Source organism: Pseudarthrobacter defluvii, assembly GCF_030816725.1.
Taxonomy (GTDB): domain Bacteria; phylum Actinomycetota; class Actinomycetes; order Actinomycetales; family Micrococcaceae; genus Arthrobacter; species Arthrobacter defluvii_A.
In genome coordinates this window covers 742,018-754,489 of sequence record NZ_JAUSYG010000001.1, presented here as the reverse complement: position 1 = coordinate 754,489, position 12,472 = coordinate 742,018, and the positions used below count along the sequence as shown (strand labels likewise).

At 64.8% G+C, this 12,472-nt stretch carries 12 protein-coding genes; 5 read left to right on the top strand and 7 right to left on the bottom strand.

The window, feature by feature from the left end:
• Window positions 1-125 precede the first annotated feature (125 nt).
• Window positions 126-1,196 (bottom strand): DUF3616 domain-containing protein, encoded by a 1,071-nt coding sequence (locus tag QF031_RS03465; protein WP_307424129.1) that lies wholly within the window; start codon window positions 1,194-1,196, stop codon window positions 126-128.
• Between the two features lie 430 nt (window positions 1,197-1,626).
• Here QF031_RS03465 and QF031_RS03460 point away from each other — a divergent pair, with 430 nt between their 5' ends.
• Together QF031_RS03460 and QF031_RS03455 are read left to right on the top strand one after the other, a co-directional pair.
• Window positions 1,627-2,862: a hypothetical protein gene (locus QF031_RS03460; protein WP_307424127.1), complete on the top strand. Its 1,236-nt coding sequence runs from the start codon at window positions 1,627-1,629 to the stop codon at window positions 2,860-2,862.
• 59 nt (window positions 2,863-2,921) lie between these two features.
• Complete coding sequence (locus QF031_RS03455) at window positions 2,922-3,590, top strand: alpha amylase C-terminal domain-containing protein (RefSeq protein WP_307424125.1); 669 nt, start codon at window positions 2,922-2,924, stop codon at window positions 3,588-3,590.
• On the opposite strand, the gene QF031_RS03450 is transcribed toward QF031_RS03455, so the two are convergent.
• The 4 genes from QF031_RS03450 to QF031_RS03435 form a co-directional block, all read right to left on the bottom strand.
• Window positions 3,587-3,994, bottom strand: a complete 408-nt coding sequence (locus tag QF031_RS03450; protein WP_307424122.1) for an FG-GAP repeat domain-containing protein — start codon at window positions 3,992-3,994, stop codon at window positions 3,587-3,589. The two genes, QF031_RS03455 and QF031_RS03450, sit on opposite strands and share 4 nt — an antisense overlap.
• Before the next feature lie 24 nt (window positions 3,995-4,018).
• Window positions 4,019-6,292 (bottom strand): FG-GAP-like repeat-containing protein, encoded by a 2,274-nt coding sequence (locus QF031_RS03445; protein ID WP_307424120.1) that lies wholly within the window; start codon window positions 6,290-6,292, stop codon window positions 4,019-4,021.
• A gap of 101 nt (window positions 6,293-6,393) precedes the next feature.
• A complete protein-coding gene (locus tag QF031_RS03440; protein WP_307424117.1) occupies window positions 6,394-6,774 on the bottom strand; it encodes a hypothetical protein in 381 nt (126 codons plus the stop codon).
• Between the two features lie 21 nt (window positions 6,775-6,795).
• Window positions 6,796-7,581, bottom strand: coding sequence for an FHA domain-containing protein (locus QF031_RS03435; RefSeq protein WP_307424116.1), 786 nt, complete (start codon window positions 7,579-7,581; stop codon window positions 6,796-6,798).
• Window positions 7,582-7,871: 290 nt separating this feature from the next.
• Here QF031_RS03435 and QF031_RS03430 point away from each other — a divergent pair, with 290 nt between their 5' ends.
• Window positions 7,872-8,516: an AfsR/SARP family transcriptional regulator gene (locus tag QF031_RS03430; protein ID WP_307424113.1), complete on the top strand. Its 645-nt coding sequence runs from the start codon at window positions 7,872-7,874 to the stop codon at window positions 8,514-8,516.
• 26 nt (window positions 8,517-8,542) lie between these two features.
• Window positions 8,543-9,484 (top strand): NAD(P)/FAD-dependent oxidoreductase, encoded by a 942-nt coding sequence (locus tag QF031_RS03425; protein WP_307424110.1) that lies wholly within the window; start codon window positions 8,543-8,545, stop codon window positions 9,482-9,484.
• Here QF031_RS03425 and QF031_RS03420 read toward each other — a convergent pair.
• Both QF031_RS03420 and QF031_RS03415 read right to left on the bottom strand, forming a co-directional pair.
• On the bottom strand, window positions 9,481-9,672 hold the full coding sequence (locus QF031_RS03420) for a DUF397 domain-containing protein (protein WP_307424107.1): 192 nt from the start codon (window positions 9,670-9,672) through the stop codon (window positions 9,481-9,483). The genes QF031_RS03425 and QF031_RS03420 overlap by 4 nt on opposite strands.
• 95 nt (window positions 9,673-9,767) lie before the next feature.
• Window positions 9,768-10,130, bottom strand: coding sequence for a hypothetical protein (locus tag QF031_RS03415; protein ID WP_307424104.1), 363 nt, complete (start codon window positions 10,128-10,130; stop codon window positions 9,768-9,770).
• 244 nt (window positions 10,131-10,374) lie between these two features.
• Between QF031_RS03415 and QF031_RS03410 the strand changes: the two genes are divergently transcribed.
• A complete protein-coding gene (locus QF031_RS03410; protein WP_307424102.1) occupies window positions 10,375-12,468 on the top strand; it encodes a M36 family metallopeptidase in 2,094 nt (697 codons plus the stop codon).
• The last annotated feature ends 4 nt before the right edge of the window (window positions 12,469-12,472 follow it).

Below are 12,472 nucleotides of genomic sequence, written 5' to 3'. Positions count from 1 at the left end.
GCCCGTTCCCAAGTCCGCGGCGGGAGTCAGCCGGCCCGCGTCCTGATACCCTTACCGGCCGCCGGGCTGCATGGCCGTACGGAACCGAGAACAGTCCGCGCCCAGCGACGGAGCAGACACTGTTCCTACGCCCGTAGATCGAAGACGTCGGCGCGGACGCCATGATCTCCGGTTTTGCGCTCGTCAGCGGGCGAGTCGTACACCACCAGAACCGACCTGCCGCCCTCCAGCAAGGTGATGCCCTCGGCCCGGTCCTCGCTTTTCCCGAACGGTACATTGAGAGCGCATTTCAGGTCATCTTTGCGCAGAACCGCCTCGTTCTCGGACGTCATTGCGCCCTGCCAGCGAAGCACCGCCGTGCGTCCGTCGAGCTCCATGGTTGGTCCCGCCAGGACGAGCAGGTCGTCTCGGTGACGGCACAGATCCCGCACGCCCAGGCCACGCAGGTCAAGGAAGTGCTTCCGGTACGTCCAGCCCTCAGGACCTATCGGCTCAGGGACGATGCCTGGCCCGTCGCCGACCCGGAGCTCGACAATTACCGCCCACCCGCGCAACACCGGCCCGCGCAGGCCGACGAACACCCTGTCACCTGCCACGGCGAGTCCCTCAAAGTCGATCCCGTTGTCCTTGCCCGGGATTGGGAGTGACCCTATGAAGCCCCCAAGGTGCCGGTCGCCGGCCAGCATGCCCAACAGGCCTCCGCCGCCTTGACCAGGGCCGAATACGGCGGGGCGTTGCTGCTCAGCAGTCATGGTGCCGTCAGGGTCAAGCAATGCTTGGGTCGAGATCCGTGCCAGCACCTGCCGGCGCTGGCTGACCTCCACCGCCGCCAACAAGTCCCGTGCCTCGTCAGGGCTGTGCTTGTCCTTGACCCGCTTGCGCACCGAACTGTGTGACCCGAGCAGCCACAGCGTGTCATCATCGACATCGAGACCTTCGATGTCGATTTCACCCTCCCCGGGCAGCTCAAGGACCTTGGTGAGATCAAAGCTGCGATGGTCGCGGGCATGGTCGCCCTCAAGGGTGAGCCGCTCGAGGCTGGTACTCTCGTCGTTTGCGACCCAGAAATGCCTGCCCTGGCGGGCAATCGCGGACAGTCCATCACGCAGATCCTTCTTGCCACCGACCGTGCTGGATTCCTCGAAAAGGAGTTTCACTTCGCCCGACGGTTCGTCTGGCGGAGGCCATTCGCTCACCGTGGATCACCCCAACGCCAGGCACGGTTCAGGCGCGAGGACCCCGTCCTCGTCTGCTGCAGCCGGCGGATTTCGATGCCGGCGCCTCGTCGGTGGGTCATAGCGGCTTCTCCTCAACACGTTCTCTCTGAGCCAAACCCCAAGGAAATTCCAGCGGCTAAGCCGTTACCGACGCGTTATTGCGGACCCACAGCGTCCCGACAATGCTGCCCCACTCACCAACTGGCCTGCGGCCAGTAACGGGGCAGTAACGTCTGCACTGAATACTCAGGCGAGACGCCTCTGCAAGCCGGGGGGTAATCAGCAACGCCTGACGGACGGGTAGCGAAATGCGGCCCTGTCCTCGGTGCCTGGCCAGCCGAGTTGCCTGTAAACCCACTGGCGGGGCCTGGGACGTCGTTCTAATACAGACGCGGGTTGGGAGCATGTCGTGGCCGCTTCGCAGGAACATATCTCTGAATCCACCCCCATGGGTGCCCGGCTGGTTGACGGCGGGGCAACCTTCCGCGTCTGGGCACCGCGGGCAGAGCACGTCTACGTCGCCCTGGACGGGGCAGACGGGTACACACCCCGCCCCGAGGACGAGCTTGTCAAGAATGCAGGGACTGGCCACTGGACCGGGTTCTTTCCCGGAGTTTCGGACGGCGACAAATACCGGTTCAAAGTGCTGGGACCGGGAGGAAGCGGATTGAGGCGCGATCCCCGGGCACGGGAACTCGAACTATTCGAATACCCGCCCAGGTGCGATGGCATTGTCCGCCCGGTGGACAGCTACCCGTGGCACGACCAGGACTACAGGCCACCTCGACTCAAGGACTTGATCGTCTATCAGTTCCACGTAGGGGTCTTCTCCGCGCGGGACGAGGCCGGCCACGACATCCGTCCCTACCGGGTGGCCAAATTCCTGGACGCGATGGAACGCATCGAATACCTGGCGGACCTCGGAATCAACGCCCTGCAGCCGCTGCCCCTGGTGGAGTTCCACGGCGAATGGAGCCTGGGCTACAACGGCACCGACATCTATTCACCGGAGATGGACTACTGCGTTGGCCCAGCCGATATCGGCCCCTACCTGAACCGGCTGAACAGTCTTTTGGCCAAGAAGGGGTTCCCTCCCCTGGGGCCCAATGATGTTGGCGGTCAGGTGGAGCAGCTGAAGGCGTTTGTCGACGTCTGCCACCTGTACGGGATCGCTGTCATTCCGGATGTCGTCTATAACCACGCCGGCGGAGGGTTCGACAGCCAGAGCATGGACCATTTTGACCTGCCCGCCTTCCCGAACGACCAGAACAACCTCTACTTCTCCGGTGCCGGCTACGCGGGCGGACGGGTCTTTGCCTTCGACCGTCCTGAAGTGCGGCAATTCCTCATTGACAACGCCTCCATGTTCCTGCAGGAGTACCACACCGACGGGTTGCGCTTTGACGAGGTCAGCGTCATAGAAGACCACGACGGCGGCGGGTCGCTTTGCAGCGACATGACGCAGACCCTGCACTACATCAAGCCCTCTGCCGTGCTCATCGCAGAGTACTGGAACAGCCCGCGGGAGAAGGCCGTCAGGCAGCCGCCCGCCGGGATGGGGTTCGATCTGGGCTACGCCGACGGTCTCCGGAACGCCCTGCGTGGAATGCTGGCCGAGGCCAGCGGGGGGCGGCCGCAAACGTAAACCTCCTGCCGCTCCACAACGTTTTGGGAGACCTTCCGGAACAAGCGTCGCCGGCCCGTTTGTACAACTGCCTCGAGAACCACGACCTGGTTCTCGACGAGGACGGGGACCACCGCTCGCCGCGCGTACCCGCGCTCGCCGACGCAACAGATTCAGGCTCCTGGTACGCACGCAGCCGCTCCCGGGTAGCGACAGGAGCGCTGCTCACCGCCGCCGGGGTACCCATGCTGTTCATGGGACAGGAGTTCCTTGAGGACAGGCTCTGGTCCGACAATCCCACCAGGGCGGACCGCTTCATTGACTGGGCAGCGCTGGCCGGGAACCGGACCCGGGCAGACTTCCACGTGTTCACCCGCGACCTCATCGGGCTGCGGCGCACCCAACCGGCACTGTGCAATGGCTCCACAAATTCCTACCATGTCGATTTGTCCAACCGGGTGGTCGCCTTCCACCGGTGGGTGCCCGGGGAAGGGCAGGACGTGGTTGTGGTGCTGAGCCTGGCGGAATCAACACTTTACGACTACTCCCTGGGTTTCCCTTCAGCGGGTCAATGGACCGAACTTTTCAACAGCGATTACTACGATCACTTTCCCAACCCGTGGGTTCAGGGGAACAACGGAGGCACCGCTGCCCAGGGCCCGGGAATGCACGGGCTGCCTTTCTCTTCAACCCTCACCATTCCGGCCAATTCGATCCTGGTCTTTTCACAAACCCAGGGAGAACCCTAGACCCCGAATTCGTTGTCCGCTGTGTTGAGCAACCACTGCCCAAAGCGGGTGCCGTTGGGGGCGATCAGCGGATTGCCAAGCGTATTGCCTGCCTGTTCCAGGATGCCGATGCCCCAGGGACTCGTCACCAGCATCTCCGCCCGGCCGTCGCCGTCGAAGTCAGCGAGCGCCCCGGGGCGGTTGTCCGCCGTGTTCAACAGCCAGCCGCCAAAGCGGGTCCCGTTAGGCTTAATGACCGGGTTTCCCAGCGTGTTTCCCGCCTGCTCCAAAATGCCGATGCCCCAGGGACTCGTCACCAGGATCTCCGCCCGTCCGTCGCCATCCAGGTCCGCCACCGGGCCGAACTGGTTGTCAGCGGTGTTGAGCAGCCATTGCCCGAAGCGCGTCCCGTTGGGGGCGAGCATGGGATTGCCCAGCGTGTTCCCGGCCTATTCCAGGATGCCGATCCCCCAGGGACTGGTCACCAGGATCTCGGCCCGGCCGTCGCCGTCGAAATCGGCTGCGGGACCAAGCGTGTTGTCCGCGGTATTCAACAGCCAGCCGCCGAACCGGGTGCCGTTGGGCGCGATCACCGGATTGCTGAACGTGGTGCCCTGCTGCTTCAGAATGCCGATCCCCCACGGACTGGTCACCAGGATCTCCGCCCGCCCATCGCCGTCGAAATCCGCCACAGCCGCGACATGGTTGTCCGCGGTATTCAGCAGCCACCCGCCAAACCGGGTCCCGTTCGCCGCGATCACCGGATTGCTGAACGTGTTGCCCTGCTGCTTCAGGATGCCGATCCCCCACGGACTGGTCACCAGGATCTCGGCCCGCCCGTCCCCGTCGAAATCCGCCACAGCCGCAACATGGTTGTCCGCGGTATTCAACAGCCACCCGCCAAACCGGGTCCCGTTCGCCGCGATCACCGGATTGCTGAACGTGTTGCCCTGCTGCTTCAGGATGCCGATCCCCCACGGGCTCGTCACCAGGACCTCCGCCCGGCCGTCCCCGTCGAAATCCGCTACCGGGCCTATCAGGTTGTCCGCGGTGTTCAGCAGCCACCCGCCAAAACGTGTGCCGTTGGGCGCGATGACCGGATTGCTGAACGTGTTGCCCTGCTGCTTCAGGATGCCGATCCCCCACGGACTGGTTACCAGGACCTCAGCGCGGTGGTCCCCGTCAAAGTCGGCCGCCCGGGCGCTGACGCGCTTCATGGCAGTGAGCAGCTGCTTGGCATCGGGGCGGTGGCCAATGCGCTGCGTGACAGGACGCGAGGGAGCTGCCTGTTGGGGCGTTCCAACCATCCGCAGCAAGGACCGGGCGCGGGCCGGCGTCAGGCGCAGCGGGCCCCGGCCGGTGGCGATGCCCTGCACAACCGCCAGGGCGCCGAGCACGATGGGCGAGGCGCTGGACGTTCCGGCGAATTCCGCGGTGTACCGGCGCTGGGGAGTGCCCCCCTGAAGGTCTCCGTAGCCGGTGCTGACTACCTCCCGCCCCCAGCCCTGGGCGTCCACCCGGTTCCCGTAATTGGAGTAGTCCAGGCGTGACCGGTCCGGCCCCCAGGCACTACCGTTGAACCCGGCAGGGGGCGCGCCAGCCCCGACCATCACAGCGCCGCTTTGCGGGTTGGCGGTGTTGAATGGGTTGCGCCATGTGGAGGGGAAACCGTTCTGCGGCGTGCTGTAAACCGGATCGTCCAGGTTCTGGAACCCGTTCCCGGCAGCCTCGACGACGATGATGCCCCGGTTGCTGGCCGCGCGGATCGCAGCAAACAGGTCCGGCCACCATTCCAGCGCGATCAGGCCCACGTCCGAGTTTGGATTGGTGTGGTTGGGTCCGCCGAGTTGGCCTTCAAGGAGCAGGAAGTCGCCCGGCCTGAGGCTGTTCGCGGCGTCCGTGATGGCAGTGGCCGCCGCCTGGGCCGTCCACGACGACGCCGCAAGCCACGCGTCCGGGGCAATCCCCGTGACCCCCTTGCCGTCCCGGTCCCCTCCGAGAATGCCAAAAACGGCGGTGCCGTGATCGTTGGAGGCGTTATTCGTCCCGCTGACGACGCCCCCGTTGTTGGCGAGCAGGTCTTCGTGGTCCAGCAGCCAACCATGCTCGCAGTCAACTATCCGCAAGTTGGCGCCGCGTCCTCCTGCGATGGTCCACGCAAAGCGCGCGTCCACTCCGGCGGGGGCTGGATCCAGATAGCCCTGGCGGGACGTGAAATCCGGGGTAGCGGCTGCCGGTTCCTCGGGCCTGGGAACCATCGTGTTCAGAGGAGCGGATACGGCCTCGATTGTGGGCAAGAGGATGGGCGGGCGCACGTATGCTCCGGCAACGCCGTCGCTGCCGCGGAGTTCCTCCGCGATAGATTCCAGTTCCTCGGTGGGGGCTTCCACCCGGAAGTACGTAGGCAGCTCCCCCTCAGGCTCCGCCCCGGGTGCCGCAGGGCTGACGCCGTCGTCGCCTTCCTGCCTCTCCTCAGCCGGGGCGGACGGACCGCGGCCGCTCTCAGCGAAGGCCTGGGGGAACAGCGGGACCAGGGCGGCGCCATGGGCACCGAGCACATCGGACAATGGGCCCGCTACGGAAGTGAGCGCGGGCCCCGACACATCCCGCGATTCCGGAGCAACCGCTGCAAGCCGGCGTGCATGCTCCGGCTGCAGCACGACAATCAGTTCCGGCTCTGAGCGGGGAAGATCCCTTTGGTCTTCGTTCGTGGTTGTACCCACAGCGTTTTCTCCCGTCCGTTCGGCTATGCCTGCTGCTTATCGCAGCCAGAATGCAAAGCGGGGCGTTACGGCGCCGTTACCGGGAGGATCAGCACTCCTGGTCACCCGCCCATGAACAGCCTGGCGATGGGTTGCCCAAGCGGACCCAGCCACGTGATCAGGCTTTGAATTGGCCCGGCCAGACCCGCAAGGGCGCCTGCCGCAGCTGCAATTTCCGTTATCTTCGTGAGGGGTCCTGCAACCTTTTCCGGTTCCGGATGGGTGCGGCCGGCTTCCTGGTCCAGCTCTTTGATGTGTCCGGAGATCGCCGCCAGTTGGGAGCTGGAAAGCCCAAGTGAGGCAACACCCCGTTCCAATTCCAGAACCGCGTCGCGCAGCGAGCCGGTGTTGACCATCCCGCTTCGCTGATCCCCGTGAATGTACTGGTTCCCTTCGACGTTGTTGACTACTCCGCCTGTCTGATGCTTGATATTGAATCCCACTTCACTTACTCCTTCATGCGCTCAATAACCTGCTGGACGAGGCAACGGAAATTCGCGGTCCACCCTCTTCCGCCTGGACGTCGCAACGATGTGAAGGACCAAGCCAATGATCATCAGCAACTGCCCGCCGCCCACGATGAAGATACCGATGATGTAGCCGCGGAATGAGGAAGGAAAACCTTCACCGGTGTACGCAGGCAGGTCTTCCGTGAACTGGACAAAGTTCACCCCAACCACCACGAGGCCCACAATGGTCAGGCCCAGACCAATCCAGATCATCCAGCGGGCCTTCGTCCGTGTGGCCGCTATTGTCTGAAGGAAACTTTCACGTTCTTGCCGAACATGGCTGACGTAGGCGGTGTACTGGTTACCCGCCACATTGCTGATGTTTCCCGCGCGCTGGCTCTCTATGTCGTACCGGCCCCTGGGGTGCTCGTCGCGTGGCCGTGGGCGGTCCCCCTGCTGGACTGGGAAGGCAGCGGTGGCCACCTCCCTTTCGGATGCACCCTGATACCGGAACCGGGCACCGCCGAAGGCGATGACGTCGCCCGAGTGCAGCAGGACCAGTCCGGAGGCAGGCCGTCCATTAACTGTTGTTCCGGCGCTGGACCCCAGATCCTGGACCCAGGCACGGCCGCTGTCGTCCACAGAAAGTGACGCGTGCACCCTGCTCACGGTTGGTTCCGAAAGCACCAGGTCGTTGGTATGGCTGCGGCCCAGAGTCATGGAACCGCGCGTCAGCTCCAGGTCGGTGGCCGGGTTGCCCTGCGGCCCGAGGGCGATGAGCCGGGAAACTTTTGAGTCCACTGCAGTTTCCTTAGGACTGATTCTCCGTGCTTTGTCGGCAGGTGAAAATCAGGCTAAGACCGAGGCGTTACAGGGGCGTTACCCCTCACGGCCGCTGGTTGCCTTGGTCAACGGTAACGCGGCAATAACGCCTTGGGAGATGCACTTCACCTACAACGCAGACTCTGTGGGGTGAGCAGGCGGGAGAGGACTATGCCATGGAATTGGGGAGAAACTGCGAGCCTCACGGCGGACCGGCTCTTGACCTTCGACTGTTAGGGGACTTTCGGCTGGGACACGGCGAGTCAACAGTGGAACTGGCCCCCCGGGCTGAGCATCTGCTGGCATTTTTGGCGCTGCGCAACACGCTGACGCGGACATCGGTCTCAGCCCAGTTGTGGCCTGACCTTGACGAGGCCCAGGCACGGGGATGCCTCCGCTCGACGCTGTGGAGGCTTCCGCGGCCGGACGGCCGCTCCCTGGTGGCTGCCGTGGGTGACCGGCTCTACCTGACCCCGTCCATGCGGGTGGATGTGACTCTGCTGCGCGACCGGCTGGATCACTGGTTGCCGGGCCAAGCCCCGCCGGTGCAGAGCGGTTCGCTCAGCTGGGAATTATTGCCCGGCTGGTACGACGACTGGCTGGTGATCGACCGCGAGCGCCAGCACCAGGTCCGGCTCCACGCCCTGGAGCGAATGTCCGCCTGGTACGCAAGCGCAGAAAGGTTCGATGACGCGATCGAAGCGGCGCTGCAGGCGATTGCGGGTGATCCGTTGCGGGAGAGCGCGCACCGTTGCCTCATCCGGGTTCACCTTGCTGAAGGTAATGTCAGCGAGGCCCGGCGGCAGGTGGATAGATACAGGGCCCTCCTGGTTGAGGCCGGTATACCCACGCAACTCTCGGCGCGCATGTACGAAGTCATGCTGACAAGCCCAAATCCAGCGCGCGTCCGCTGAAAGCCCCTGCGTTGAGAGCCTCGGGCATGGAGTCCCAATCCCACTTCGAAGTGGCTATCATCGGCGGTGGCCCGGCCGGCATGGCCGCCGCACAGGTGCTTGGCAGACAGCGAAGGCGTGTCGTTTTGCTGGATGGCCACCAAGGGCGGAACGCAGCAGCTTCCAGTGTGCACATGCTGCTGGGGCGCGAGGGGATGACGCCGGAAGGGTTGGTCCTCGCGGCCCGCCGGGAGCTTGCGGGACTCCATACCGTTTCATTGTTGCTGACGGAAGCCACGAACGTTCTGGTGGAGGATTCGCGGGTCCTGGTGTCCGCTGTGGCAGCGGGCACCATCTGCGCGGATTTCCTGATCCTGGCCACGGGTGTGGTGGACGTGCTTCCGCCCATCCCGGGAGTCGGCAGCGCGTACGGCACCTGCCTGTTCCATTGTCCCCTGTGCCACGGCTTCGAGGCACAGGATCAGCGTCTGGTTGTGCTTGGCAACAGCGAACACGCAGCCTTCATGGCTGCTTACGTGCATGACCGCATCAGCCGGGACGTAGAGCTTTGCAGCAATGGAAAGCCGGACTTCTGCGCCGGGACGCGGGAGCGACTCCGCAGGGGCGGCATCCGGATAGAGGACCGCGACGTTGTTGGGATCCGGGCCTCAGCAGGGGGTTTGGCGCTGCTGATGGGAGATTCCACTGTGCGGACCTACAACGCAGGCTTCCTCTCAACCCGCTTCCGGCAAGGTTCGCCCCTCCCCCACGCACTTGGATGCTGCCTGACGGACGATGGCCGCGTCCAGGTGGACCACTTTCAGCGCACTTCGGTGCCCCGTGTGCTTGCCGTGGGTGACATGGCCAAGGCGGCCACGGCTGCCGGAAACATGACCTTCGTGGCCACGGCGGTTGCAAGCGGTGTTACGGCTGCCGCCTACCTCGACGAGGATATCTTTGCGAAGACCTGGGACACCCAGGGCAGCTAGACATCGAATTCATCATTCTTGACCCCGGCGAGAAAGGCCCGCCATTCCTCCGCCGAGAAGGTTATCTGCACATCGGGGACCTGTGAACTGCGCACCTGGACCAAACCTGCCCGGCGCACCACGGCCACCTCAACGCAACAGCTGTTGGCGCAATAGGAAGAGCGCTCAAACCGGACTGCGTCATCCACTTCTACTCCCTGTGATTCGATGGAGGTCCGGGCGGAGCGTCCCGTCCCGCCCGGGCCGTTGGTGATGGCTTACCCACAAGGGGTGTGGCGTCGGCTTAGGGGAAGCACTTGCTGACGATTTGCTCGCCGGCGACGTAAAGCTTGACGCAGACGCCCGTGGGGATACCCCACTTCGTGCGGGTACTCAGGCACGCCCGGACCGCGGTGCCGTCTGGAAGATCGAACGGCAAGGGGAGGCAGACATTCCCGATTCCCAGCGGAAGCTTGAGGCAGACCCTGTGGTTTCCGGACGTGATTGAAATGCATGACGCACGGAGTTCGAGTTCGCCGCCATCCACTGCGGAGAAGTCAACCTCCTGAAGGTTGCGCCCCTCAAACGGTTGCCTTGATGCCTCAAGGGTGGCCGTGACTGCTTGCTCGTCGAACTCGGCGTACTCATCGTTTGTTTCGTTTGCCATCGTTCTCCCCTTTGCGAGTGTGGGCGGGCCGGATTGACCCGCTCAAGGCATGGTCCCAACGGCTCGTCACCGAAGCGTCACCCTCGACCGCGCCGGTGTGGGCGGGCAGTGCTACGGTGACGCCAATGTGACGCGGATGCGGGAGACTCGTACCGATCACCACGCCCCGCGCAGGTGCGGGTCACTCAACAGGCAGGACAGGAGGGTGGCCGGTAAGTTTCCGGCCACCGGATGGAGGTGGCACATGATCCCGGAGGACTACCACGCCCTTTACGACCGCGGCGTCCAGGCGGCACGCAGCGCCGAGCAGCCCGCCGCGGAGATGCCCACCACCGGGCGGGAGCAGTTATCTGCCGATGTGCCGGACCTCATTATCGAGGAGGACGAGACCACGGGGCTGCCCAACCGCGTCATCAGCCGGCGGCCCGACGGGAGGTTGTCCGAACCCGGGCCCCCGGACCCGGCCGACGCAGCGCGCCAGTTCATCCAGGACAGACGCGCCGTTTGGAACCTGGCAGAAGACGATGCGTCCGCCGTGCAGGTGCGTTCCGTCAGCCGCACCGGCCTCAAGACGGCGCAGCTTTACCAAAGCGTGGACGGCGTGGAAGTCTTCGATTCGGACATGACAGTGGCGCTCGACGACGGCAATCAGGTTATCTCCCTCGCCGGCCAGTTTTTCCCCGGCGCGGGCGCCGCCGCCCGCGAGTCCCGCGAGTCCCGCGCGGCGCAGGCGCGGACTCCGGAGGATAGTATCGCCAGGGCCGCGTTCGACCTTACCCGGCTGGTGTACCAGGCCGCCGACTTCGGGCCAGCGGAAACACAGCCCGACGACGGACCCTACCGGCTGTACGAATTCAAGTCCGGAGACAACGATCCGCGGCCCAGGTTCGAAAGGCAGGTGCGCGTCAAGGACGTCATGTTTCCGGTGGGCAATCAGCAGTTCGCTGCAGGCCACTACATCGAACTGTGGATCGCCGGATTCCCCGCCTTCGGCTACGTGATCGACGCGGTGGAAACCCCGTTTGTCCTCTTCCGAAAGAACCTCACCAGCGAGAGCGCCCCCTTCACCTACCGGGTGCACAACACCGGAGACACCCTGTTCAGGCCGCATGACGGCCCCGCCCCCGGCTCCCCCCACCCCACAGGGACACCCGACGGCTTCCAGGCGGACCCGGTCCAGGAACGCCTGGTCACGCTGGAGAGCCTGCCGGGCCATGACCCGTGGCTTCCGCCGGGGGCGACCACCACCCGGGGCAACAACTGTGTGGCCTATGCGGACCTGCAGGGACCCACCGGGTTGGGCGCCGGCGACGTGCTGGGAAAGATCACCGCACCCGAAACGTTCGACTACACCTACGACCACGGGAAGAACGCCAGCGACGCCACGAACCTCCAGAACAGCCTGGTAGGCATGTTCTTCCACGTGAACTGGCTCCACGACCGGTGGTATGAGGCCGGATTCGACGAGGGAGCCGGAAACGCGCAGACGGACAACTTCGGCCGCGGCGGCACTGGCGGGGATCCGGTCCTCGCCGAAGGCAATGACTTCAGCGGCACCGACAACGCCAACATGTCCACCCCGGCGGACGGGGCCAGCCCCCGGATGCAGATGTACGAGTTCCTGGGACCGCAGCCGGACAAACCCACCCGCACCAGCAACCACGAAGCCCTTATCACGTTTCACGAGATGGGCCACTACATCACCAACCGGCTGGTGGGAAACTCCACCGGTCTGACCAACCAGCAGGGCCGGGCCATGGGCGAGGGCTGGGGCGACTTCTTTGCCATCAGCATGACGTCGCAGCCGGCGGATGACTTCACCGACGGCGCCTTTCCGGTGGGTGGCTGGACCGACCTCACACCCACGTTCAACGACAATTACTACTACTCGATCCGCCGCTATCCCTACAGCGCGGACACGGCCAAGAACCCGCTGACGTTCCGCCACATAAGTGCCGGGCAGCTGCTTCCCGTGGGACCGCCCATCAGCCCCAACGCCGGCGGGCCCAACAGCGCCGTCCACAACGCCGGGGAAATCTGGTGCGCAGCGCTCTGGGAAGTCTTCGTCAACCTGGTGGCCAAGCACGGCCATGGAGAAGCCGAGCGGCTGGTCCTGCTGGACGTTGTTGGCGGGCTCAAGCTGACGCCGTCGCGGCCCACCTTCCTGCAGGCCCGCGACGGGATCATTTCCGCGGCAGCCGCCCTCAACCCGGACGATCTGCCGGACATCTGGGCGGGCTTCGCCAAGCGCGGCATGGGCGTGGGGGCGGTTGCCCCCGCCCAAAATTCCACCGATCTGACCGGAGTTACGGAAAGCTTCGACCCACCCGAGAGCTAGGTAA